This is a genomic window from Helicobacter vulpis, from assembly GCF_003660395.1.
Taxonomy (GTDB): Bacteria; Campylobacterota; Campylobacteria; order Campylobacterales; family Helicobacteraceae; genus Helicobacter; species Helicobacter vulpis.
Window position 1 is genome coordinate 1 of record NZ_QXQT01000019.1, and the last position, 24,249, is coordinate 24,249.

At 47.6% G+C, this 24,249-nt stretch carries 20 protein-coding genes, 2 tRNA genes and 1 pseudogene; 18 read left to right on the plus strand and 5 right to left on the minus strand.

The features are described 5' to 3' along the window. Positions 1–243 precede the first annotated feature (243 nt). Positions 244–792: a YtfJ family protein gene (locus EAO38_RS06745; RefSeq protein WP_205588364.1), complete on the minus strand. Its 549-nt coding sequence runs from the start codon at positions 790–792 to the stop codon at positions 244–246. Positions 793–908: 116 nt separating this feature from the next. Here EAO38_RS06745 and EAO38_RS06750 point away from each other — a divergent pair, with 116 nt between their 5' ends. Next, positions 909–1,931 carry a GDP-L-fucose synthase family protein gene (locus tag EAO38_RS06750; RefSeq protein WP_121022339.1) on the plus strand — a complete coding sequence of 341 codons (1,023 nt, stop codon included), beginning with the start codon at positions 909–911 and terminating at the stop codon, positions 1,929–1,931. A 14-nt stretch (positions 1,932–1,945) separates the two neighbouring features. On the opposite strand, the gene EAO38_RS06755 is transcribed toward EAO38_RS06750, so the two are convergent. Beyond that, positions 1,946–2,932: an outer membrane protein gene (locus EAO38_RS06755; RefSeq protein ID WP_121022341.1), complete on the minus strand. Its 987-nt coding sequence runs from the start codon at positions 2,930–2,932 to the stop codon at positions 1,946–1,948. Between the two features lie 294 nt (positions 2,933–3,226). Here EAO38_RS06755 and EAO38_RS06760 point away from each other — a divergent pair, with 294 nt between their 5' ends. The 4 genes and pseudogenes from EAO38_RS06760 (at position 3,227) to EAO38_RS06780 (ending at position 10,638) form a co-directional block, all read left to right on the plus strand. After that, positions 3,227–5,746: a TonB-dependent receptor domain-containing protein gene (locus tag EAO38_RS06760; RefSeq protein WP_205588365.1), complete on the plus strand. Its 2,520-nt coding sequence runs from the start codon at positions 3,227–3,229 to the stop codon at positions 5,744–5,746. Positions 5,747–5,813: 67 nt separating this feature from the next. Beyond that, a pseudogene (locus EAO38_RS06765) lies at positions 5,814–5,966 on the plus strand (oxidoreductase); the annotation flags it as partial. Positions 5,967–6,241: 275 nt separating this feature from the next. Then, a complete protein-coding gene (locus EAO38_RS09010) occupies positions 6,242–7,261 on the plus strand; it encodes a hypothetical protein (RefSeq protein ID WP_205588366.1) in 1,020 nt (339 codons plus the stop codon). Further along, positions 7,258–10,638 carry a hypothetical protein gene (locus tag EAO38_RS06780; protein WP_121022347.1) on the plus strand — a complete coding sequence of 1,127 codons (3,381 nt, stop codon included), beginning with the start codon at positions 7,258–7,260 and terminating at the stop codon, positions 10,636–10,638. The genes EAO38_RS09010 and EAO38_RS06780 overlap by 4 nt, the downstream gene beginning before the upstream one ends. Positions 10,639–10,664: 26 nt before the next feature. Here the strand turns inward: EAO38_RS06780 and fumC are convergent, their stop codons facing one another. Next, complete coding sequence (gene fumC / locus EAO38_RS06785) at positions 10,665–12,056, minus strand: class II fumarate hydratase (RefSeq protein ID WP_121022349.1); 1,392 nt, start codon at positions 12,054–12,056, stop codon at positions 10,665–10,667. Positions 12,057–12,167: 111 nt separating this feature from the next. On the opposite strand from fumC, the gene EAO38_RS06790 reads away from it, so the two are divergent. From EAO38_RS06790 to EAO38_RS06840, 11 genes are all read left to right on the plus strand, one after another. Continuing rightward, a complete protein-coding gene (locus tag EAO38_RS06790; protein ID WP_162982717.1) occupies positions 12,168–12,545 on the plus strand; it encodes a FixH family protein in 378 nt (125 codons plus the stop codon). Beyond that, positions 12,542–13,792 carry a copper resistance outer membrane protein CrdB gene (gene crdB / locus EAO38_RS06795; protein ID WP_205588367.1) on the plus strand — a complete coding sequence of 417 codons (1,251 nt, stop codon included), beginning with the start codon at positions 12,542–12,544 and terminating at the stop codon, positions 13,790–13,792. Before EAO38_RS06790 ends, crdB begins: the two co-directional genes overlap by 4 nt. Then, a complete protein-coding gene (locus tag EAO38_RS06800) occupies positions 13,792–14,736 on the plus strand; it encodes an efflux RND transporter periplasmic adaptor subunit (protein ID WP_121022351.1) in 945 nt (314 codons plus the stop codon). The genes crdB and EAO38_RS06800 overlap by 1 nt, the downstream gene beginning before the upstream one ends. Then, positions 14,736–17,825 (plus strand): efflux RND transporter permease subunit, encoded by a 3,090-nt coding sequence (locus tag EAO38_RS06805; protein WP_121022354.1) that lies wholly within the window; start codon positions 14,736–14,738, stop codon positions 17,823–17,825. The genes EAO38_RS06800 and EAO38_RS06805 overlap by 1 nt, the downstream gene beginning before the upstream one ends. Positions 17,826–17,912: 87 nt before the next feature. Beyond that, positions 17,913–18,137: a hypothetical protein gene (locus tag EAO38_RS06810; protein WP_121022356.1), complete on the plus strand. Its 225-nt coding sequence runs from the start codon at positions 17,913–17,915 to the stop codon at positions 18,135–18,137. Positions 18,138–18,170: 33 nt separating this feature from the next. After that, positions 18,171–18,368, plus strand: coding sequence for a class I SAM-dependent methyltransferase (locus tag EAO38_RS09480; protein WP_121022373.1), 198 nt, complete (start codon positions 18,171–18,173; stop codon positions 18,366–18,368). Then, positions 18,365–18,673 (plus strand): hypothetical protein, encoded by a 309-nt coding sequence (locus EAO38_RS06820; protein ID WP_121022358.1) that lies wholly within the window; start codon positions 18,365–18,367, stop codon positions 18,671–18,673. Before EAO38_RS09480 ends, EAO38_RS06820 begins: the two co-directional genes overlap by 4 nt. A 75-nt stretch (positions 18,674–18,748) precedes the next feature. After that, positions 18,749–19,780, plus strand: coding sequence for a YeiH family protein (locus EAO38_RS06825; protein WP_121022360.1), 1,032 nt, complete (start codon positions 18,749–18,751; stop codon positions 19,778–19,780). Continuing rightward, positions 19,777–20,838, plus strand: a complete 1,062-nt coding sequence (locus tag EAO38_RS06830; protein ID WP_121022362.1) for a YkvI family membrane protein — start codon at positions 19,777–19,779, stop codon at positions 20,836–20,838. The genes EAO38_RS06825 and EAO38_RS06830 overlap by 4 nt, the downstream gene beginning before the upstream one ends. Further along, positions 20,792–21,472, plus strand: coding sequence for a copper response regulator transcription factor CrdR (crdR, locus tag EAO38_RS06835; RefSeq protein WP_328588091.1), 681 nt, complete (start codon positions 20,792–20,794; stop codon positions 21,470–21,472). The genes EAO38_RS06830 and crdR overlap by 47 nt, the downstream gene beginning before the upstream one ends. Beyond that, positions 21,469–22,650 (plus strand): sensor histidine kinase, encoded by a 1,182-nt coding sequence (locus tag EAO38_RS06840; protein ID WP_121022366.1) that lies wholly within the window; start codon positions 21,469–21,471, stop codon positions 22,648–22,650. Before crdR ends, EAO38_RS06840 begins: the two co-directional genes overlap by 4 nt. A 31-nt stretch (positions 22,651–22,681) precedes the next feature. Here the strand turns inward: EAO38_RS06840 and EAO38_RS06845 are convergent. Together EAO38_RS06845 and EAO38_RS06850 are read right to left on the minus strand one after the other, a co-directional pair. Continuing rightward, positions 22,682–22,758, minus strand: a tRNA-Ala gene (locus tag EAO38_RS06845). A 20-nt stretch (positions 22,759–22,778) separates the two neighbouring features. Then, positions 22,779–22,855, minus strand: a tRNA-Ile gene (locus EAO38_RS06850). A gap of 102 nt (positions 22,856–22,957) precedes the next feature. Here EAO38_RS06850 and EAO38_RS06855 point away from each other — a divergent pair. Together EAO38_RS06855 and EAO38_RS09485 are read left to right on the plus strand one after the other, a co-directional pair. After that, a complete protein-coding gene (locus EAO38_RS06855) occupies positions 22,958–23,941 on the plus strand; it encodes an alginate lyase family protein (RefSeq protein ID WP_121022368.1) in 984 nt (327 codons plus the stop codon). 175 nt (positions 23,942–24,116) lie between these two features. Next, positions 24,117–24,249 (plus strand): SEL1-like repeat protein (locus tag EAO38_RS09485; protein ID WP_162982718.1); only part of this gene is annotated, 133 nt, incomplete at its 3' end.

Here is a 24,249-nt window from a genome sequence, read left to right on the forward strand (position 1 = left end):
AGGGCAAATCACCCCCAAAGTGTGGGAGTACGGGTTTTTGCGCTACTGAGCTAGCAAGCGCAGACGAGCCGGTGCAAGTAGAATACTCGCGCCGTTTGCGCGCGCCGGGTAAAGTCCTAAGCAGAACGCTTCACTTTAAAGAATTTCACCTAAGAGTACATAGCACGCTACCATGTTGAAGGGGGGTTGAACACGCGTTGAATGCGCGTTAAACACCGCTTTAAGGGTTTTGCTTGGCGTGCCTTATTCTTGCTGTAATTTCTTAGCCAAGTCAATGATTTCTTGCATTTGGGCATCGCTCAATTTGCCCTCATGCATAAAGCGCACCTTGCCCGCCTTGTCTAGCACCACAACTAAGCTTTCTTGCTTTTTTAAATCCCATGCCTTTTGCACCACCCCCTCATTATCCATCACCACTTGGCTATTAGGGTGTTGTCTTTTAGCCTTTTTGGTTTCTCCGCGCACAAAAAGCCCCGTGCCCATAATGGCATCGTCCACATTGATGATATTAGTTGTTTGGTATTTATTCTCATCAAAATGCTCAGCGACAATTTTATCCATCAGGGGTTGGTTTTTTGCCTTCACACTCTTACGCCCGGCGATGTGCTGTAAGATTCGCACTTTGCCGGGCAAATTCTTGCTCGCCCACACTTTGTATTGGATCGAATCCCCATTCAAAATTAACTCGCCCTTATCTTGCACCACCACATTTGGCAGGGATTGATTGAGGGTAAAATTGACCCCATGCGCCATGCTCAATGCCAATAACAAACCGCCAAATACCTTTTGCAATATCTCCACCTTAAACCAGAATACAAGGATTATACTATGTCTTTTTAAACCCCATAAATAGCTTGACATGCTAACCCCGCCCTGCTATCATAATCGCTTGAGATTAGGGAGAGCGCATGCAAGGGAGTGATAGAATTTTTGTAGCTGGGCATAGGGGTTTGGTGGGGCGCGCGATGGTGGCGTGTTTGCAAGAACAAGGTTTTGACAACTTGATTTTAAAAACCCACTCTGAGCTAGATTTAACACAACAGAGTGCGGTGGAGCAATTTTTTGAGATAGAACGCCCCGACATCGTCATTTTAGCGGCGGCTAAAGTGGGGGGGATTTTAGCCAATCACACCTACCGCGCGGAATTTATTTATCAAAACCTAGCCATCCAAACTAACACCATTCACTGCGCTTACAAGTATGGGGTTAAAAAGCTCCTCTTTTTAGGCTCAACCTGCATTTACCCTAAGCAGAGCCCCCAGCCCATTAAAGAGCAAGCCCTTTTAACTAGCCCCCTAGAGCCCACTAACGAACCTTATGCCATTGCCAAGATCGCGGGCTTAAAGATGTGCGAAGCCTACAACGCCCAATATGGTACAAACTTTATCAGCGCGATGCCCACCAATTTATATGGCGAACACGATAATTTTGACCTACACGATTCGCATGTCCTGCCCGCACTCTTAAGAAAAATGCACTTAGCCCGCTTGTTAGAGAACGATCGCCTAGATTTGGTGTTGCAAGATTTGCAGATGTCTAGCCAACAAGAAGCCTTAAATCTCTTAGAACAACACGGAGTGAGCGCGCGGGGGGTGCGCATTTGGGGCAGCGGCGCGCCTAGACGCGAGTTTTTGCATGTGCGCGATTTAGCCCGGGGGTGTGTATTTCTCTTGCAACACCAACAAGCTAGTGCTACACTCAACCATACCAATATTGGCACGGGGGAGGATATTAGCATTAAAGATTTAGCCAACTTGATTAAAGAGATTGTGGGCTTTAAGGGGGATTTAGTCTTTGACCCCTCTAAGCCCGATGGGACTTTATTAAAATGTAGCGATGTGTCTAAGATTGCTAGTCTAGGGTGGAAGGTGAGCATTAAATTAGAGGAGGGGATTAGGGGGGTGTATTCTTGGTATCTAGCGCGCCCTTAAAGCGCGCTGGGGGATTAGAAGTTATAAATGTAGCGCAGATACATGGAGTATTGCCGCCTAAAGGTTTCGCTCAAGGTGTAGAGATTGCCGCCTTTAGTGGCACTGCCCTTGTAGTAGAGACTAGGTAAGGTGGGGATTTTGATCCCAAATTCCACGCCATGGTGCTTGATGATGTTTGTACGCAGACCCACATTGACCAAGAATTGAAAGTGTGTATTGTTAATGTGGGAGGTTAGCGGACCGGTGGAAATGAGGCTTGCGGGGTTGATCTCGCCTGTGGTGCCCGTGGGGTTGGCCGGGGTGGTCCCATCGCAAGGGTTGCCGCTGTCGGGCACATAGGCGCATTGTCCGGGGACGGTGCCAATGACAAAGCCCTTGTTGTAGTAGTCGGTTTTATTGCTTGTCCAAGAATTGCCCGCAAACTGCACACCCACAAATAGCCCAAACGCAAACTTCTTTTTATTGATGATGTCAAAGAGCGCATCGATTCCCGCGCCGTAGGTGTACATGTCCACTTTATCGTTGTTAAGATAAAACACACTCACACGATTAGCGGCTGTCGCGTTAGAAAAATTGCTGTGTCCATAGTCAAAAAAGCCGTAGTAACGCAAACCAAACCACTTTTTTTTGCCAAAGAATTGTTTATACCCCGCCAAAACATTAAGTCCAAACATGGGTTGGTTGCGTCCATAGTTTGTGGCATTTGTGCTCGTCATGGTGTGCCCAGACCACATGGCCTTACAATTATCCGGGGCGCATTCATTCCCCCCCACAACATCGGGATTGGGATCTGGTTTAGCCGCGCTTAGCTTCACCGTCCCATCGGGCACCTGAAAGACTTGGCCATTTTTCTCGCCCACGATTTCTTTATTTGCGCGCCCGATTTCTAGCCCCACGCCGATAAAAGCCCCACTTTGCTCGGCTTGCAACGCACAAACCCCCAACAACAACCCAATTTGTAGGCCTTTTCGCCCAACATAAGCATGACCCTGTGTATTCATAAAGATTGCATTTTCCTTGTAGGTATTATCATATAAAGATTTTTTATTATAGCATAAGCACTTATAAAAAGCAAATGAAATATATAAATGTCATTATTACACAATATAAACACCTTATAATCCATTTGAATATTACTAAAAATTATATTTAAATAAAATATAAGCTTTCTGTATATAGAATACGCCTATATTCCATTTGATTAGGACCATTTGATGAAAACTTCGCGTAAATGCCGCCACACTTCCGGTGGAAGATTAAGATCTTGTGCTCCGGCCTTTTGTGTACTGGGGGCTATGGGGGGTGCCCTCTTGGCCCAAGAGTCGCACACTTTGGGCAAGGTCACGACTCTAGGCGAGCGTACCTTTGAGTACAACAACAGCATGACCATTGGGCGTAAAGAGTTACAGCAACGGCAAAGCAACCAGGTCAATGACCTTTTTAGGACAAGGGCAGATGTGAATGTGGCTGGTGGGGGCTATATGGCGCAAAAAGTCTATGTGCGGGGCATGGAAAGCCGTTTGTTGCGTGTTACGATCGATGGAGCGGCGCAAAATGGGAACATCTTCCACCACGATGCCAACACGATCATCGATCCGGGGATGCTCAAAGAAATCGATGTGATCAAAGGGGCAGCCAATGCCTCCGCTGGGCCCGGTGCAATCGCGGGTAAAATGGCGATGGAGACCATCGGGGCGAACGACTTTTTGCGCCGGGGGCAAACCTATGGGGGAAGTGCAGCCGTGAGCTTTTACACGAACTTTGGTTACCGTGTCAACACCATCGCTGCTTACCGGGCGAATAAATGGGACATCTTAGGTTATTACACCAACCAAAATATTTATTATTACCGCGATGGTAACAATGACATGAAAAATCTTTTCCACCCCACTTATGACATCAACAATCCCGCTTTAAGCGACAAGGTGATCGGCAGTATGGGAGAACAAAACAATATTCTCTTTAAAATCAATGGCTACTTCAATGAAAAAGACAGCCTCGCCGTGAGTTACAACATGACGCGCTACAACTCCGAACGCTTGTTGCGCCCCAACGCCACAAGCGCGCTCAGCAAAGCCAACGACCCGGGGACACAGCCCGCCCCCTTCTTGATCGACTTTGGCAAAGAGTTGGCCTACCTCATCAATGTGAATCACAACCTTTCGTTTAAATACAACCGCGAAGGTGGGGACAGCTTTGACAAGCCCCGCATCACCGCCACCACCTTTTTAAATGTCCGCAACGGCAATTACCACCCCGTGCGTAACCCCTTTGCTGTAACTTCTAACGAGCCCACCAACCCCTACTACACCCAAGAAGTCAACCAGTGGTGTAGCCAAAATCCAAGCGATTGTGAACACGGCACCATCACCCCAGTTTCTGGCGGTGGCTACCAACTCAGCCCAAGCAACATTGCCACCGGCTGGATTCCTAAATACAAGGCTTACGACATGACCCCGCCCAATGCCAGCAACCCCGCTCCAAACGATTGGACTTTAGGCAATGCGGATGCTGAGGGGACTTTACAAAGGGATATTTTCTTGATCAACTCTGGGGTAAATGTCAAAGTACAGCACCCCATCAGTCCCGATTATGGCAATGTCTTCGAATACGGCGCGATTTACCAAAACCTGACCGCCTTCTCGGGTCTTGGCAAGAAAAATGGTCTGTATCCGGGCAACATCAATCCCAACGACCCCACCGGCCCCGGTTTGCCCTACCGCCACTACTATGTCGATCCAGACGATGAGTACAACCAAAACATGAGCTCGCCCAACCCTGCCTACCGCTCTTTGCCACAAAACTCCTACGGGGTGGGCAACATCATCGGGGGGTATGTGCAGGCCAACTACAACTTCTTAAAAAACTTGATCGTGGGGGCGGGTACGCGCTATGACATCTATCTACTCAAAGATAAGGATGGGGACAACCACATGACCTCTGGCTTTAGCCCCAGCGCCACAATTCTTTATAACCCCATTGATGCCCTGGGTTTAAAGCTCTCTTACGCCTATGTTACAAAGGGGGCGTTGCCTGGGGATGGGGTTTTGATGCGCGATCCGAGCGTGATTTACGAAAAGAACTTAAAGCCGGCCATTGGGCAGAATGTGGAATTCAACATAGATTACAACAACCCTTACTTTAATGTCCGCGGGGCAGGCTTCTACCAAGTCATCAATAACTTTGTCAATTCCTATGGGCAAGACATCTCCAAAAATGGCGGGGGCAACGCCACAGCTAAAAACTTAACGGGCAATTTGCCCGAAACCATCGCCATTTTTGGTTACGAAGTGAGTGGGAATGTCAAATATAAGGGCTTTACGGGGACATTCTCCATCGCCCGCTCTTGGCCCACGGTCGCCAACCCTACGGGATACCGCAAGGGGTATTATTTGCTCGCTGACACCTACGCTCTTGCCGCCACTTACGGCAATGTCTTTATTTTAAAAGCCGACTATGTTTTTAAACATGCGGGGCTCAGTTTAACTTGGCTTAGCCGCTTTGTTACGAATATGTATTACAATGGCTACAGCATTTACTATCCCGGCTATGGATTGATGCCCGTGCACAAGCCCGGCTACGGCGTGAGTAGCGTTTTTGTCAACTGGGTACCGCCTTATAAACGCTGGAATGGTCTGCGTTTATCGGCTGTGTTTAACAACATCTTTAACAAACAGTATGTCAACCAAACTTCCGTATGGCAAGCCAGTGCGGATGCGCCCCACGAAGACATGATCGCACGCAATGGCCACATCCGCATGGCATTGCCCGAACCCGGCTTTAACGCCCGTTTTGAAATTTCCTACCAGTATTAAAGAACAGCCTAAAGAGAATTTTGCTAGAATGGGGGATTTTAGCATTTAGGCCAGCAAAGGAGAGCACGTGCTGTTTGGGATCATTGGGGTTGGGGGGTTTATCGCACCCAAACATTTGAAGGCCATTTATGAAACCGGGCATGTTTTAGATTGTGCTGTAGACATACACGACAGCGTGAGGGTTTTGGATCAATACTACTTAGATTGTGAGTTTTTCACTATATAGTATGCGCGCCCTAAGCACCTCTCAACCCCCTGCTCCTCTTAATCTCTTTGCTTGCTTAAACACCTCTAAAGAAGACATCCTCGCATGCCAAGTCTTATTAAAACGCCCCGGTGCGTATTTCTACAAATACTTCTGGCATGGCCGTCTCATCGCCTTTGGCGATCAGCTCTGCCTCTATATCACCCCCCAAAACACGCTCCAAACCTTCCCCTCTAAAAACCCTCTTTGTCAGAGCCTTCAGACACACCCCCCCCCAAATAGGCACGCCTGTGCCCTCTAGTTTTGTCAAAGCCTTTCAAAAGGCTCAAGATTTCTTGCTACACATGCTAAATACACCCCCTCATGATTCTAGACCCTTTAAAAAACGCCTGCAAGCCATTTTGCAAGCCACCCCCCTAGCCTCTCTGCGGGGGGCTAAATGGCATCATTTGCTAGATTACGAACGCCTCCATCTCCTAGCCCTACTGCAAGGTTCTGTGATCTTTGATTCTGTTGTGGATCAATACCGCGTTGTTAGCCCCGCCCCCCTGTTGGCGTATCAATACCTCCACCTGATCCATTTTTTCTACACCCCTCTAATAGAAGCCACTAAACAAGGCTTGAGTCCTAGCGTGTATTTACACGAGCTCAAAAAAAGCGCTCGTAATGCCACCTACCCCTGCACACAAGAAGAACTCTGCACACGCCCTGACAACACCCCATGGAGTCCTTGGCTTGAGGATTTTAGAAGCGCCAAATTAGGCAGTTGGCTTGTGGATAGGTATGAGGATACCCCTAATTTTAGCAATCTTCCCTATGATGTTCCCTCTGTAATGTGGACAATGAATGTTTGGGGTCGCAAACAAACAAATTTAATCAATAAGGATTTAGCCAAACGATGGACTCCCAAGCAAGCCCGGCTATGGGATTTGCACTATAAAAGACGCATTGAGGCATTTTTCACCAACAAAGACTTTTACATAGACACGCTACTAAACCCAGAAAAAATCTCTGCAGATCGCTTGCGCGCCAACCCCACCCCCTGCTTTACCCCCAAATATTTAAACCAGCAGAGCGTGCAAAACTGCCAACTAATCCTAGAAAAACAACGCTTTGACCAATCTAAAATCCGCGCTTATTTAAAAAGCATGAGACTCTTAAGCGTGGATGGTAGCCCCTGCTTGTATCTACACAGCAAAGAGCAATTGCGCGGCTTTAACTCTAAAAACCCCCTTTGTCAAGCCCTGCAGATACGACCTCCTAATTTCTCCCCAAACCATATTTTAAAAAGGACATTTTTCAAGCGATGAAAAAGCATGTGATATGGCCCTGGTTTGTGATCCCTAGCTTTTTAGGGATCGCTTTGCTCAGTTTTTGGTTTATCGCGCGTCTCTACCATGTACCCCCCAAAAGCGCGTCCTTCCCCCTAGAAAAAGAGGCTTTTTACCAAGCCAGCCAAAGCCTTTATGACTCCATCCTCAAGGCTGTTAAAAAAGCCTCCAAAGAGGCGACATGCAACCATGTAGACACCGCTTATTATGATGCCAATGTGATTAGCGACCATGCCAAGACTTGGATCAAGTTAGCCACACAGATGGTAGATGCGCTCCCCACGATCAAGCAGATTCAATCTAGCCTGCCCAAGCCTTTAGCCACACGCATTAGAAGCTTTGAAATTCTGCATGCCTTTTTTTTGGTGCGCGATAAGATTCCCGGTGTGAGTTGTTATAGTGATCTCTCCCCAGATAACATTTACGCCGATGGTGTCTTTAATCCCGATCCGCTTGACAAAGAAGCCTTATTAGAAAATTTTTCTACCAGTTTAAAGCTAGTCTATGCGCTCTTGATCCAAAGCGCGCAACAAGGGCTAGATGTGAATACTTACCTGCACTTTTTGGGGCAACAGGCGAGCGTGCCTAAACCTCATTTGATAGAAAGGTTAGGGGACTTTTTAGAAGATAGCAATCTTGCCCTTGCAAACCCTACGATCTTCACGCAACTAAAAACTCTGTATTCAAGCGCAAGACCTATCCCCGGGCTAAGTCTTTATAGCATTGATTTAGGACACTATACCGGTCAGGCTTACTATGATGAAATGTTCAAGCCTTTGGGCTTGGATGTAGAATTTTTTCAGGCGTTGAGTCAATACTATATGGTTGCACTTTATGTGCGCGCCGATGGTTTGCAAGAGATAGCCAATCAAGCTAAGCCCCTAGAGCAAATCCTGAAGAGTTTCCCCCATCTTTGTTTTAACACGGCTCTCTCTAAAGAGATGAAGGGGGCATGCCGCGATGTCTTGGCGCGCCCTAATGCCCCCTTGCAAGATTACTTGCGCCATTTCCGTCTCATAGGCTTTGACGACCAACCCTGCCTTTATCTCACCCCCCAAAACACGATCCAAACTTTTCGCTCTAAAAACCCCCTTTGCCGTGCGTTGCAAGCCCACCCCCCCAACATGGGTGCGCCTCTACCTAAAGATTTGATGGCAGCTTTTCAAAACGCCCAAGATTTTCTCAAAAACGCGTGGAATTCTCCCGTGGATAAAGATGACAACCCCCATCCCCCCTCCAATTGGTTTTTGAGCTTGCAACAACGCATCCGCGCCATTTTGCAAGCCACCCCCCTAGCCTCTTTGCAAGATTCTAAGTGGGCTTACTTACTAGATTATGAGAGCCTGCACCTCCTAGCCCTCTTGCAAGGCTCGATCGCCCAATTCAATCCATCAGGTAACTACATGGCACCCCTGCTCTTTCTTGCTAGCACCCCCGCCCCCTTGTTGGCTCAAAAATACATGCGCCTACTAGATTTTATCTACACCCCCCTCATCCAAGCGCACCAACAAGGGCTTGATCCTAACGCGTATTTGGGCGATCTCAAAACCTATTACAACCCCACCCATGTTTGTGAAACTAAAGACGCTTGCGCCTTGCCCGCTGACATCCCCCCTAGCCCATGGTTAGAGGATTTTAAAAGCGCGCAACTGGCATGGGATCTCATCCAAGATAAAGATAAGTTTTATCCCCCTTTTGACATGCGTGATTGGCGCATGAGTTGGTATGATGCTCAATCTAGATGGTCTAAGAGCCTTTCTGCTAACCAACAGCAAGCCTTTAAACTATGGGATTTGCATTATAGGGCGCGCGTAGAGATGTTTTTTTTAAACAAAGACTACTATACAGACACCCTAAAACACCCTGAGAGACTCTCTGCATGGTTGCTACGCACCAACCTCACCCCCTGCTTTACCCCTAAATATTTAAGCCCAGCCAGCGTGCAAAATTGCCAACACATCTTCAACGCCCAAAGTTTTAGCCCCTCGGCGTATCGCGATTATCTCACAAATTTTAGACTCTTAAGCGTTGGCAATAGCCCCTGTTTGTATCTGCACACTAAGGATCAATTACGCGGCTTTAACCCTAAAACCCCCCTCTGTAAAGCCCTGCAAGCATGGGCGCTCTACTCCCCCCCCAAAGCCATCATTCTACCCCCTCTATTTTTACAATCCCTAGAGATCATGCGCACGCGCCTAGAAGAGGCTTTACAAAAGGCGTACCAAGAAGACTCCATCTGCAAGCGCGATCGCGCGTACTTTTTACAAGGCGTGTTGCCTCAGCTAGAACAACAAGCCCAAAGCGCGCTAGAATCTCTGCCCTTACTGGCTAATTTTAAACCCAACAATGACAAAGAAAAGGCGTTATTAAAGCGTATCCAACAACAGGCGATGTCGCTCCTCTTTGCCCTCTTAGAGGGGGGTTCTAAGGATAATTGCCCAAAAAGCCCCCCCACCCCCACAAAGCAAATCGCCCAAACTTTTATGCGCGCGCTCAATTTTATCTACCAACCCCTCATGCGTGCGCGCACGCAGGGGCTAGATGTGGTGTGGTATGTGCATACCCTAGCGCGCATTCAAGAATTTCAATGCGCTGAGGGTTGTAAGGATTTGGACAAAAGAATGCAAGGGGTTGCCAACGATCGCTCAGTGTCGGGAAATATCTATGATGGGCGCATCGCCTACACCATTTACCAAGACTTTGATTTGATCTCCTTGATTTACGACTTCATCATGGGCAAGCCTAACCCCCATCTAGGCTACAATCTGCTCAACGCGCTCAAAATAGCCCGCACCGCGCCCCCCCAACAAAACGACTCTAGGCAGGGAGATCGTATTTTTATCTTTTCTTTGGATAAAAATTTGGATATGCATTTTTTAGGCTCTACAAATGACAATCAAGCCCTTGATCTCTCTAAAGAGGGTATTGCTACCATGATGGACCAACAAAAGCCCCTACGCCCGGTAAATTTCTTTGCCTTAAGGCGAGTCGCCCAGTTTTTAGAAAATCAGGGGATTTTGGACATCGATCGCAATGACGATCTCTACAACACCTCTGTTTTGTACAATAGCTTGACTTTCTTCTCTAGATACCCTGGGGCGTGTTTGCGCCCAGAGTATTTGCGCGTGAGCACCCAAAGCCAGTGCGTCCAAATTTTTAAGAGTGAAAGATACGATGTGGCTACCTTGAAGGAGTATTTGCAAAATTATATCATGGTGAGCTTGCAAGGCGTGCCCTGTTTGTATTTAGATAAGAACAAGCAAATTAAGGGCTTGGGCTCTTCTAGCAAGTTATGCCAAAGCTTATTAAAACCCTTGAGTCAGAAGGGGTGGTTTTATCACGATGAGGGGCATTAGCGCGGATGCGCTAATACTTACCCTATTCACGCCTTAGGGGCGATCATGTTAGCTGGGTTGACGAATTTGTCAAAGTCTTGTGCGCTCACAAGCCCTAATTCTAGAGCGGATTCTTTGAGGCTAATGTGTTTTTTGTGGGCGTTTTTAGCCACCTTAGCGGCGTTTTCATAGCCAATATGGGGGTTGAGCGCGGTTACCAACATTAAAGAGTGGTGCAGGTAATGATCGATCTTTTCTTTATTGGGCGCGATCCCTACCGCGCAATGGGCGTTAAAGCTCTCCATGCCATCAGCAAGCAATTCTAAACTTTGCAAGAAATTATAGATGATCACGGGTTTAAAGACATTGAGTTCAAAATTGCCCTGAGAAGCCGCAAAACCAATCGCCGCGTCATTACCCATCACCTGCACAGCCACCATCGTCAAGGCTTCACACTGGGTGGGATTGACCTTGCCAGGCATTATAGAGCTCCCCGGTTCATTCTCAGGGATAGCAAGTTCGCCCAAACCACAGCGCGGACCACTAGCTAGCCATCTAATGTCATTGGCAATTTTCATCAGATTGGCTGCTAGCCCTTTGAGTGCGCCGTGGGCAAAGACAAGCCCATCATGGCTAGTTAAAGCATGAAATTTATTGGGCGCGCTTTTAAAAGTGCAGCCGGTAAGTTGGCTTAACTCGGCGGCGACTTTTTCTGAGAGTTGTGGGTGCGCGTTTAAGCCCGTGCCCACTGCCGTGCCCCCAATGGCTAGCTCGCTTAAATACTCCAAACTCTGCATAATTTGCGCCTTAGAATGCTCAAGCATGCTCACATACCCGCTAAACTCTTGCCCCAAAGTAAGAGGGGTCGCATCTTGTAAATGGGTGCGCCCGATTTTAATAATGTCTTTAAATTCTTGGCTTTTGGCTTGCAAAGTGGCGTGCAGTTTATCTAGCGCGGGCAAAAGGGTTTTATGCAATTCTAGCACGCTCACAATGTGCATCGCAGTGGGGAAGGTGTCGTTAGAGCTTTGAGACATGTTGACATGGTCATTAGGGTGGATCAACTTCTCTTTTCTAAAATCTCCGCCTAAAATCTCTGTGGCGCGGTTGGCGATCACCTCATTGACATTCATATTAGTCTGAGTCCCGCTCCCGGTTTGCCAAATGGCTAGGGGGAACATGTCGGCTAATTTGCCCGCGATCACCTCATCGCAGGCTTGTATAATCGCTTGGGATTTTTGTGCGTCCAACTTGCCTAGTTGCGCATTCACCAGTGCTACAGAACGCTTCAATTTGGCAAAGGCTCTAATGAGCGCGGGGGGCATCTTTTCTACCCCGATTTTGAAGTTTTCAAAACTTCTTTGGGTTTGCGCGCCCCAGTACTTGCTATCTTCTACCTTGACTTCCCCCATGGTGTCGTGTTCAACGCGATAAGACATGTTATCCCTTTGGTAATATGGTGTAAAAATTTTAACACGCCAAACTTTAATTTCCACAAATAATCCACAGAAATACACTATCATAGCCCCATCTTAATTCAAAGGAGTTTGATGAAAAAATGGCATGTATTGGTGCTGGCATGCGCCTTGAGTTTGGGGAGTTTACAGGCATGGGATTTGAAGATCAAAGCTAAAGAGGTGGACACCCTTTTAAAATCCGATCAAAAACCCGTGAGCGGCAATAACCATTTCACATTAACCCCTACCCTAAAGGGCAAGCCCCTCAAAGGCGCGCATGTGAAGGTGAAATTTAGCATGCCTGAAATGCCGGGCATGCCTGCCATGCACGAAAATGCCCAAGTGAAGGAAAAAGATGGGGTTTATGATGTGAAGGTGAATCTGCCCATGGGGGGCACTTGGCAGGTGAAACTAGAGCTCAAGACCAAAGAGGGCAAGCTCTACAAAGGTAAGGGCAGTATCGATCTATGAGGCTAAGGGCTTTGATCTGGGGGGTGCTTTTTGCCTTGGGGGGCTTACAGGCGTGGCATCAAGAAGCTAGTTTAGAGTCTGTGAGTGTGAGCCCCCCTAGCGCGCCCAAACGCCTAGACCTGCCCAGCATTTACAACAAATTTTTGCACAAGAACGCCAAGATCGCTAGCTTGCAAGCCCAGATTGAGAGCTTGCGCGCCCAGGCTAAAGCCAGCGCGCGCTGGGATAACCCGATTTTGTATGTGGGCTATAACAACGCCGATGTGTTCAATTTCTTTATCCTTGATTCTAGCTTCATGCAGAGTATCAGCGTGGGTTTGAGCCAAAAATTTGATGTGAATGCTAAGAGGCACACCCAAGCCCAAGTGGTGGACTTAGAGCGCCAAAAAAAGCTCTTAGAGTTGCAAAAACTCAAGCAAGAGATCGCCATAGGGGTGCTCACCAACGCGATCCAAGTCTATAAGAACACCCAAAAGCTAGCCCTATTAAAAGAAGCCTTAAATAACCTAGAAAACCTGCTCTACAACGCCCAACATGCGAGCAACCCGGATTTAATCGCCATTGCCAAAATTGAAGTGCTCAAATCCCAGCTAGAGATCAAACAAAACGATTTGCAAGACGCGCTAGAAGACAATAAGATCAACATTAGCGAACTCACTTTTAACCAAAGCGATCTACTCTCCCTAGCGCCCCAGCGCATGGCTTTAGACAACGCGCAAGAATTGCAAAGCATCATGGCGAGCAATTACGACATCAAAATCGCGCGCTTACAAGATAGCCAAGCGCGTAAAAACATCACACTAGCTAAAAAGAGTTTTTTAGAAGACATCAATGTGACGGCTAACTACCTCTTTAGAAAGCGCATTTTTGACATGTTCACCATTGGGGTAGCCATCCCCCTGCCCATTTATGGCAAACAGAGTAACACCCTGCAACAGCGCAAACAAGAGCACTTAGTCGCGCTGAATAATATTGACAACACCATTAACCAAGTGCGCCACCGCGCTAAGAAATTGTTTAAGAAAATGACGCAACTCCAAAAAAATCTCTCCAGCATAGAGACCATTTTAAAGGCAAGCGGGCGCATTGTACATATCTATGAAAAGAATTTGATCTCTGCTAGCGGGGATTACAATAGTTATTACAACGCCTTTAACGATGCGATCAATATCAAGCTCTCTAAAATTGACACCCTTAGCGAGCTCAATATCACCTATTTGGCGTTAGAAAATCTAAAGGGGCTTTGATGAGAATTATCGGGCTATGTATGGCGTTGCTAGGCGCGCTATGGGGGGCACAGAGCACTATTAAGGTTACCCTTAAAGAGATCGCCCCCTTTAGGCAATACTACGCCTCTTTGCAAGCAGACGAACAAAAGAGCTTCACCTACACCCTGCGCTTTGATGGCTTTATTGAAAAACTCTATGCTAATCAAACTTATAAGCCTATCAAGGCGGGGCAAAAACTCTTTAGTGTGTACGCGCCCGCGCTCATAGGGGTGCAAAGCGAATTGCTCTCAGCCCTGCATTTTAACAAACAGGTAGAAGAGATCAAAGAAAAATTACGCCTACTTGGGGTGGGTGAGGGGGAGATTAGCAGTATCGTTAAGGATAGAAAAATCCATAACCGCATCCCCATGCGCTCGCAATTTAATGGGATAATCTTTGCTAAGAATGTCCAAGAGGGGGGCTTTGTCAAGAGCGGGGCGACTCTCTATGAAATTGTGGATTTGAGCGCGCTCTATGTGATCGCCCAAGTCAATCAAGAGGATTTAGATTTTGTGCGCCATATGGACAAAGCGCGCGCGCACATAGAGGGCATAGAGGGGGATTTTAGCCTAGAATTGGACAATATCAACCCCCTCATCAACCCCCAAACCAAAATGTTGCAGGTGCGCTTTGTGCTGGCTAATCCGCAAAATCTCTTTTTCCCCAACATGTTTGCTAAGGTAACCCTGTACCAAAAAGCCCAAAAAGGCCTAGTCTTGCCCAAAGAGGCGGTATTGGTCAAAAATGATAAAACCATCGTCTTTAAAAAAGAGGATGGGGAGTTTGAACTCACAGAGGTCAAGGTCAAGCGCAATAGCGATGGGAGTTACACCATTTTAGAGGGGCTAGCTCAAGGCGATGAGGTGGCTAAAAACGCGCTCTTTATCTTAGATGCCGATGCGATCAACAATGGGGATGAGTGATGATCAATGCGATCATTTCATGGAGTTTAAAAAATAAGCTCATTGTCATCTTAGCGGTGGTGTTGCTCTTCTTGCTCTCCTTATGGGCGATGAAAAACACCCGCCTAGATGCTCTACCCGATCTCTCCCCCACCCAGGTGGTCGTGCAGGTGAGTTACCCCAACCAAAGCCCCCAAGTGGTGCAAGAACAGGCGGTCTATCCCTTGGTGGCTAATTTTATGGGGATTGCCGACATTGAAACCGTGCGCGGGATTTCTAGCTATGAAACCGGCTTGATCTACATCATTTTTAAAGACAAGGTAGATTTATACTTTGCGCGCGATCGCGTCTCTGAGCAGATGGCGCGCGTGCGCCTACCCTCTGAGGTCAAGGTAGAGATGGGCAGCGATGCGACCTCTATTGGCTGGGCGTATCAATACGCGCTCAAAAGCAAAACTAAGAATCTAGCCGAGCTAAAGACCTTGCAAGATTTCTATTTTCGCTACGCCTTGTTGGGGGTGGATGGGGTGAGTGAGGTCGCTAGTATTGGGGGTTTTGAGAAAAACTATGAAGTTACGCTGAATAATGACGCATTGGTGCAATACGATCTAAGCGTGGCAGATGTGGTGCAAGCCATCAAAAAATCCAACGCAGACATGGGCGGGGGGGTGATCTTAGAAAATGGCTTTGAGAAGATCATCCACGCGCAAGGCTACACCAAGAGCTTAAAAGATTTGGGGGAGATTGTGCTCAAAACCCCCAATCTCACCCCCATTAAGCTTAAAGACATCGCCACACTCAACTTAACCCCCAAGCCGCGCCGCTCGGTGGCAAATCTCAATGGCACGGACGAAGTGGTGGGCGGGGTGGTGATGGTGCGCTACCATGCCGACACTTATAGCATTTTAGAGCGCATTAAAGAAAAGATCGCCACTTTGCAAGAGAGTAACCCAGATGTGCAGATCGTGCCCGTCTATGATCGTAGCGAACTCATTGAAAAGGGCGTGGCTAATCTCATCCACACACTCATAGAAGAAAGTGTCATCGTCTTAGTCATCATCGCGCTCTTCTTATTGCACCTACGAAGCGCGCTAGTGGTGATCATCACTCTGCCCTTATGTGTGTGCTTGAGTTTTTTGCTGATGCACTTTTTTAATATTGAGGCAAGCATTATGAGCTTGGGGGGGATTGCTATTGCCATTGGGGCGATGGTGGATGCGGCGATTGTGATGGTAGAAAACGCGCATAAGTATTTGCAACACACCAATATGCAAGACGAGCAAGCGCGCCAAAGCGCCATTATTAAGGGCGTGCAACAAGTTGGGCCGGCAATCTTCTTTGCCCTGATGATCATTGTGGTGTCCTTCTTGCCTATTTTCAACCTCACCGGACAAGAAGAGAGGCTTTTCTCCCCCCTAGCTTATACTAAAACCTTTGCGATGTTGATTGGGGCTCTGCTTTCTATTAGCATCGTGCCCATTTTGATGATCTTTCTCATCAAGGGCAAAATCCGCGAGGAGGCTAAAAACCCCATCAACGCGTTCTTTATTGCTATTTATGGGGCTTGTCTCTCCTTTGTGTTGCGCTTTAGATTTCTCTTTTTAGCCCTAAGCGTGCTAGGTTTAGGAGGGCTTTACTTTGCCTATAAAAAGCTCAACTGGGAGTTTATCCCGGCCATCAATGAGGGTGTGGTGATGTACATGCCCGTAACCACGAATGCGGTAGGCATTGACACGGCTAAAACATATTTAGAAAAAACTAACGCCATTATCAAAAGCCTAGATGAGGTCAAACAGGTCTTTGGCAAAGCCGGGCGGGCAAATACCAGCACCGATCCGGCCGCACTCTCCATGCTAGAAACCTATATTGAGCTCAAGCCTAGATCGGAGTGGAAGGAGCAAATCACCTACAAACAACTTAGAGAAAAGCTTGAGCACGCCCTGCAGGTGAAAGGCTTAGTCAATTCTTGGACCTACCCCATTCGCGGGCGCATTGACATGCTCTTAACCGGGATTCGCACCCCCTTAGGCATTAAACTCTATGGCAAAGACCCCGCCCTCTTGCAAAACCTAGCCATTAGCATGGAGCAACAACTCAAAAATCTCCCCGAGTCGCTCTCTGTCTTTGCAGAGAAGTCTAATAATGGCTACTATCTCAATGTGGATTTGCGCCCTGAAAAGCTCGCTGAATACAATATCACTAAGCAGAATGTGCTAGATATGGTGAATTTTGGCATGGGAGGTTCTGCCATTAGCACCCTCTTAGACGGGGTGGAGAGTTACCCTATTTCTGTGCGCTTGAAAGATGTAGAGCGTAACAATATTGAGAGTTTAGAAAATCTTTACATCAAAACCCCCTATAGCTTTGTGCCTTTGCGCACCTTTGCACATATCTATTATGAAAACGCCCCGGCGGTGCTCAAAAGTGAAAAGGGGCTAGGGGTGCATTTTATTTACATTGTGCCTAAAAATGGGGTGAGTTCAGAGACCTACCGCCAAGCCGCGCTCAAAGCCTTAGAAAACTTTAAACTCCCTAGCGGGTATTATTACGAGTTTTCAGGGGAGAGCCAGTATTTAGATGAAGCCTTTGCGACCCTGCGCTACATCGTGCCCCTGAGTATCTTTGTGATCTTTATTCTCATTGTTTTTGCGCTTAAAAACACCACTAACTCTTTGCTTTGTTTTCTCACCCTCCCCTTTGCCTTTTTGGGGGGGTTGGTGTTCATGCAGATCATGGGGCTTAATTTGAGTATCGCCGCGTTGGTGGGCTTTTTAGCCCTCTTGGGTGTCGCCTCTGAAACGGCGATTGTGATGATTATCTATTTGGAGGACGCTTACCAACACTTTTTAAAGCAGGGCGATCACACCCGCGCTAGACTCAAAGAAGCGATCATGCACGGGGCGGTGCAACGCGTGCGCCCCAAATTGATGACCTTTTTTAGTATCTTGGTCTCTCTCATCCCTATCATGTATTCGCACGGGGTAGGCTCAGAGATCATGCACGCCATTGCCGCCCCCATGCTAGGGGGGATGATCACTAGCGTGGTGCTCACTCTCTTTATCATCCCCAGCGCGTATTTTGTGATCAAGAACACGCGTTTGGAAGTATAAAATTCGATGCGCTAGGGGGTGAATGGGGCAAATTGACAAGCCACATAAAAATCGCTATATTTTTTAGGAATATCAAAAGGTGGTCTGGTGGCGTTGAAACAATTTGCGAAAAAGGTATTGGTAGGGGCTTTTAATGGGGTGTGTGGAGATAAGGTAGCGGGTTTGGACAATGAAAAAACCCGTTTGGCGTGGCTGGAATCCACTTTGCTTAAAATCCCAAGGGGTAGCCGTTTGTTGGACACGGGCGCGGGCGAGTTGGCACAAAAGAAATTCTGCGCGCATTTAAACTATGTGGCTCAGGATTTTGGCTAATATGGTGGCAGGGGGGATGGCTTGGGTTTGCAAATGCGGAAATGGGGCAACACGCAATTAGACATTATTTGCGATATTACCGCCATTCCAGAAAGGGATGGCTCTTTTGACGCCATCATGTGCGTTGAAGTGTTTGAACACTTGCCCAATCCCATTTTAGCTCTTAAAGAGTTCTCTAGATTGCTGCGGGGGGGGGGGATCTCATCCTCACGGCTCCTTTTTGTAGTTTGACACACTTTGCGCCCTATCATTTCTACACCGGTTTTAACCGCTACTTTTACGAGACACATCTTAACAACCATGGTTTTGAGATCTTAGAAATATCTGCCAATGGCAATTTCTTTGAGTATTTGGCTCAAGAATTGCACCGCCTCCCGCATTGCGCCAACGAGTATGCCCATAAAAAATTATCCATGATAGATAGGATCTGTCTTGCATTTTTTACCCGCAGATTGCAGAAACTCTCACAACAAGATCAGGGGTCTAGTTGCCTGCTCAATTATGGCTTGCATGTTTGGGCTAGAAAGGTGGCTTGATCCCATAAAAGGGTAAAATTTTTATGCTATCCTAGGGAGTGGCTTTGGCTAACTTGAGACTTTGCTGGGGGTTGCATGTTTTTAGGGCTTGTGTTAGTGGGGGGGCTCTCTATTCTTGCGCTCTATGGGGCGCGTTTCCCCTTTTTGGTACACAACCACATTTCCCCTCTCTTAGTGGGGGTTTTGCTAGGGCTTGGGTTTTCTTTTGTCTACCCTAAAATAGCCCATGCCACCCATGCGGGCGTGCATTTCAGCGCAAAAAAGCTCTTGCGCCTGGGGATTGTCCTGTATGGCTTTAATGTAACCACGCATGACATTTTGCACTACGGTTATGCGCCCCTTTTGATCGCCTTTGTGGTGGTGGTGGGGGTCTTTTTGGGGGGAGTGTATTTGGGGCGTAAGATGGGCTTGGAGTTGGATTTGGCAATGCTTGTGGCATGCGGGAGCGCGGTGTGCGGGGCGGCGGCCATTTTGGCCTTAGAGAGTGTGCTCAAATCTTCCCCCCATAAGGGCGTGGTGGCTGTGGGGACGGTGATTGTCTTTGGCTTATTGGCCATGTTTGCTTACCCCCTGCTCTACCATGGGGGTTTTATCCCCTTGAGCGCGCTTGATGAGGGGATCTATATCGGGGCCACCTTGCACGAAGTGGCCAATGTGGTGGGGGCAGCCAGTGGCATCTCTGTAGAAGCCCAAAAGGTTGCCATCACGATCAAAATGGTGCGCGTGATCATGATCATCCCCTTGCTCTTAGGGGTTTCTCTCTATCTCAAATACACCGCTAGCCACGATCACCACCGCCACAAAACGCCCTTTCATATCCCCTATTTTGCCTTCTTGTTCTTGGGTGTGGTGGTCTTGCATTCTTATTTGCAAGAGATGTTTGGCGCGTTTGTGAGCGCGCAGGCGTTGCAAGAGGGTGTGCGTCTTCTGCGCGACACCTCTGTGGTGTGCTTGGTGTGCGCGATGAGCGCTTTAGGCTTGCAAGTGAATATGAAAAAGTTTTTGGATTTGGGGGGCAAAGCCTTTGGTTTGGCCTTGCTTTTATGGGGGGTTTTGGTGGTGGGGGGGTTTTTCTTGGTGAAAGTGTTTGCAGGAGATCAAGGGTGAAACAAGGCATTTCTGTAATGGGGGTGGCTTCTAGCTATGTGGCGACCATTATAGGCGCGGGCTACGCCTCCGGGCAAGAGATTTTACAATACTTCTCTTATTTTAGAGAACAAGGGATTTATGCGATCGCCCTAGCCTCTTTATTTTTCTTTCTCTTTGGGTATTTGCCCGTGGCGTTGGCTTATCGGTTTAACACCACAGACTATTTACACGCCATCAACCCTTCTAAAAATCCATGGGTGCGCTTTTTTAGCGATTCGATGATCACACTCTCTTTATTTGGCACTTTGGTGGTGATGCTTGCAGGGGCGGGTACAACCTTTGAGCAAAACTTTCATGTACCCCTATTTGTGGGGGCTTTAATTGTCTGTCTCTTGCTTGTTGCCAACACAGCCTTTGGCCTAGAAATGATTGTCAAAGTGATGAGCGCGCTCACTCCCATTATGTTTGCAGGCATTGTCTTAGTGGGGCTTTATGCCCTGATGCACCCCCAAGCACAAGTCGCCAAAACCCCCATCAACCACAGCACCCTCTTGCTCAATTGGTGGTCTAGTGGGGTTTTATATGTGTCCTTTAACTTCCAGTTAGCCATGGCAATTTTAGTGCCCATGACTAAACACACCCCCCAAAAGACCATGTTCTTAGGGACCTTGCTGGGCGCGTTGCTATTAGGAGGGGGTTGCTTCTTTCTGTATGCCGTGCTAGAGAGTCATATCCTGCAAGTGGGCAGTAGCAAATTGCCCATGGTGATCCTAGCCAACCAAATCCATCCTGGGTTTGGCGTGTTCTATGTGGTGGTGCTCTTTATGGGGCTTTATTCTACCGCCTTGACCTGCTTTTATGGCTCTGTGGCGCGTCTGAGCCAAACTCTCAAGCGCCATGTTTCTTTGTGGGTGATTTTAGCCGTGGCCATTGGGGGCTTTTTTGCCAGCTTATTAGGATTTAAAGATTTGGTGGGCATGATCTATCCCATCTTAGGCTATGGGGGTGTTCTCATCATGGGCTTGATCCTTGCGACCTTTCTACTCCAACGCGCTCACACAAGACACCATGACTAGGCAGTTGTTCTTGCTTGAAGATGATGTGCTCTTGCACAGCCTAATTAAGGATTTTTTGCAACAGGCCGGTTATGGCGTGCTGGGGGCTTATGACATGCCAAGCGCGCTAGAGATCCTAAGTCGTACCTCTTTTGATCTGATGGTGCTTGATGTGCAACTGCCCGCAAGCGCAAATTTTGAGGCCTTAGAGGTGTTGCGTGAGTTAAAAATCCAAACCCCAGCAGTGGTGATTAGCGTGCTAGGCGACATCGCCTCTTTGAGAAAGGCTTTTAGCATGGGGGCAAGCGATTATCTCAAAAAGCCCTTTGATTTAGAAGAATTGCAGGTACGCATAGAAAGGCTTTTGGTGGCACAACAAATCCCTATCAACGCGCATGCGCATTATGAAAACGGGGTGCTGTGTGTGGGGAGTGAACGCTTTTTTCTCACTTCAAGAGAAAGGCAGTTATTAGAGTTCTTTTTGCAACACCCCGGGCAAGTACTCAGCAGCGCGCAGATCATCGCCAATGTGTGGGCGTATGAAAGCGGGTTAGACGATTCTACCTTACGCACCTATATTAAGCATTTGCGCAAACTTTTAGGCAGGCAGAGTATCCAAAATATCAAGGGTTTAGGGTATTGTTTTTGTCCATGAAACTCAATGTGTACCAACGCCAATCATTGCGCCGTTTTCTAGGGCTTTACTTGGGCTCTTCGTTTGTTTTGATGGGGGCGATCGCGCTCTTGTTCTTCATTTATGAAAAGAACGCGCTCTTGCAAAATATCCAACAACGCATGCAGTTACAAGCCAATAATCTGGCCAAGGACATCGTTTTAGAACACATGGAAGCCACGCCAAACCCCTTTGAACGCCTCGCTCTCAAGCACAATGCTCTAGCCTTTGTGCTCTTAGACGCACAAAACAAGATTCTCTACAAGCATAATTTTCTAGGGGGCACTAGCTTGGTCTTCTTTGGTGTGGCCAAAAATCTCCCCTCTTTCTTGGAGAAACAAGACGCGTTTTACTTGGTGGACAACAAGACCTTTGGGCACTTGGGCGTGATCACCCTTTTATTGCAATACCAAAAGCCCCCTCATCTCTTTGCCCCGCTCTATCGTTGTATTTTAATCGTGTTGTTGGGGGCATGTGTGTGCGTGGGCTTGATGGCGTATTGGTTGGCGCGCTTATTTTTAAAGCCCATTAGCGATGAAGTGGCGCGCTTGGATCGCTTTAGTAAGGACATCGCCCACGAACTCAACACCCCCATTGCGGCGTTGTTGATGAGCGCTAAAAGCTTGGCGCGCCACACTCCCCAAGCCCTAGGGATCCTAGTGAGCGCGCGGCGCATTTTCTACCTGCACCACCAATTGGCCTATCTTTTCATGCAGGATTTGCGCCGCGATGAACCCACTCTATTAGACTTGCAAACTCTAGTGAGCCAACAAATTAGCGCGTTTAGCGATATGGCGCATTTTTATCAAATCCAACTCACCCACGATTTAGCCCCTAAGATTGTCAAAGCCCTAGAGGAAGACATGGTTACTTTGCTGAGCAATCTGTTGATGAACGCGCTCAAATACACCCCCCCTAAGGGCGTGGTGCATGTGCGCTTGCAAGACGATCTGTGTGTAAGCAACACGGGGCAAGCTTTGAGCCCTCAGAGCATAGAATACCTTAGCATGCGCTACACGCGGGGCGCGCACACACAAAAGGGTTATGGGATCGGCTTGGATTTGGTCAAAAATATTTGCATGCAATATGGCTTCAAGCTTGAAATCTACACCCAGGGGGGTTACAATGTCTTTAGGGTAGGTTTCCTACCAAATATTTAGCTTGACGTGGACTTGCCGGACTTAAGTTTCATGGTGGAGGATAGCGGGCTCGAACCGCTGACCTCCTGCGTGCAAAGCAGGCGCTCTTCCAAACTGAGCTAATCCCCCAAAGAAGAAAAAACAGAAGATGGTGGGCTTAAGAGGACTCGAACCTCTGACCTCACCCTTATCAGGGGTGCACTCTAACCACCTGAGCTATAAGCCCCAAAAACAAGAAACAAAGCTAGAAGCCTTGAAAACGCCAATTCTAGCGCAGTATTTCTAAAAGTTTGCTTTGATATCAAAGATTTTTAGGCATAATACACGCATGACGCGATTTATTTTATTCTTGATCCTTTTGCTTGGGAATGTTTGTGCCCAGCAGGATTATTTTTTCAAGGATTTTAGGGCAAATAACTTACCCCAAGAACTCAACCTTGCCTTTAAACGCACCCAAGAGGTCCACCCTTGCGCGCATCTAAACGCCCAAGCGCATTACACAAGCACCGGTACTAGAGAGCCCGATGCGTGCACCAAAAGTTTTAAAAAATCTGCCACTCTAGCCTATGATTTAGCGCTAGGCTTTTTCGTCAGTGGCGATCAAACCTATGGACACAAAGCGCAGGAAATTCTAAATGCATGGGCCCAGCAGCTCAAAAGTGCCGATACCCTACAAAGCCAAGATAATATTAATTTTTATCTGCCCTATATGAACATGGCTTACGGCTTTCTTAAAAAGATGGGGCCTAGTCCCGTGTATGAGGATTTTGTCAAACGCATGTTGTCTTATTCCCAATCTAACATGGATACCAACCACGGGGCATGGGGAATCTTGCTAGATGTGAGCACCGCACTTGTGCTTGAAGATCATGCCCTGTTAGATCGGAGCGCACAAAGGTGGCAGGAGTGGATTTTAAACGCCATTAATCGCCATGGAGTGATAGAAAATGCCATTAGCAGGAGCAATACCAATAACTATCACGGCGGTCCTAAAAAGGGGATCAAGGGTATCGCCTATAGCCACTTTGCCCTCCTAGCGATCACCATCGCTGGGGAGTTGCTCTTTGAAAATGGGCATGATTTATGGCATAGTCTAGCGGGCAATAGGCTAGAGTTAGCCTACCAGCAAATCGCAAATTGGGTGTTAAACCCTGAGAGTTTTGTCTACTTCCAACCCGGCTTAGTGGGTGTACATAACGATGCCTATTTTGTTATTTTAGCCAAGTACTATCATAGCTCCAGTGCTGAGATACTACTTAAACAAGGAGATTTGCGTGCCGATGGCTTTAGGCTGAAGCTAAGAGCACCTTGATAGTCTCAGCATATTAATTAGTGCTTTGTTGCATTAAATTTCTATAACGCAGGATCGCGATGTTTGGTTTGTCTCATCCTGCTCGTGTTGAGAGAGGGGAGTTTAGCAACATGTACAAAGAGGGGCAAGGGGTGGCGCAAGACTACGAAGAGGCGATCAATGACTACAAAAGGGCATGAAGGGAGGCAATGCTAAGGCTTATTATGGCTTAGGCGCGCTCTATGCAAGGGGTTTAGGCGTGCCTAAAGATGCACAAAAAGCCCAAACATACTACAAAAAAGCCTGCGATCTAGGCTATGAGCAAGCCT

Excerpts from the sequence above, each read along its gene's own strand:
- EAO38_RS06750 (WP_121022339.1), top strand. The coding sequence starts at position 909 with ATGCAAGGGAGTGATAGAATTTTTGTAGCTGGGCATAGGGGTTTGGTG.
- EAO38_RS06755 (WP_121022341.1), bottom strand. The coding sequence starts at position 2,932 with ATGAATACACAGGGTCATGCTTATGTTGGGCGAAAAGGCCTACAAATT.
- EAO38_RS06760 (WP_205588365.1), top strand. The coding sequence starts at position 3,227 with ATGGGGGGTGCCCTCTTGGCCCAAGAGTCGCACACTTTGGGCAAGGTC.
- EAO38_RS06780 (WP_121022347.1), top strand. The coding sequence starts at position 7,258 with ATGAAAAAGCATGTGATATGGCCCTGGTTTGTGATCCCTAGCTTTTTA.
- fumC (WP_121022349.1), bottom strand. The coding sequence starts at position 12,056 with ATGTCTTATCGCGTTGAACACGACACCATGGGGGAAGTCAAGGTAGAA.
- EAO38_RS06790 (WP_162982717.1), top strand. The coding sequence starts at position 12,168 with ATGAAAAAATGGCATGTATTGGTGCTGGCATGCGCCTTGAGTTTGGGG.
- crdB (WP_205588367.1), top strand. The coding sequence starts at position 12,542 with ATGAGGCTAAGGGCTTTGATCTGGGGGGTGCTTTTTGCCTTGGGGGGC.
- EAO38_RS06800 (WP_121022351.1), top strand. The coding sequence starts at position 13,792 with ATGAGAATTATCGGGCTATGTATGGCGTTGCTAGGCGCGCTATGGGGG.
- EAO38_RS06805 (WP_121022354.1), top strand. The coding sequence starts at position 14,736 with ATGATCAATGCGATCATTTCATGGAGTTTAAAAAATAAGCTCATTGTC.
- EAO38_RS09480 (WP_121022373.1), top strand. The coding sequence starts at position 18,171 with ATGCGGAAATGGGGCAACACGCAATTAGACATTATTTGCGATATTACC.
- EAO38_RS06825 (WP_121022360.1), top strand. The coding sequence starts at position 18,749 with ATGTTTTTAGGGCTTGTGTTAGTGGGGGGGCTCTCTATTCTTGCGCTC.
- EAO38_RS06840 (WP_121022366.1), top strand. The coding sequence starts at position 21,469 with ATGAAACTCAATGTGTACCAACGCCAATCATTGCGCCGTTTTCTAGGG.
- EAO38_RS06855 (WP_121022368.1), top strand. The coding sequence starts at position 22,958 with ATGACGCGATTTATTTTATTCTTGATCCTTTTGCTTGGGAATGTTTGT.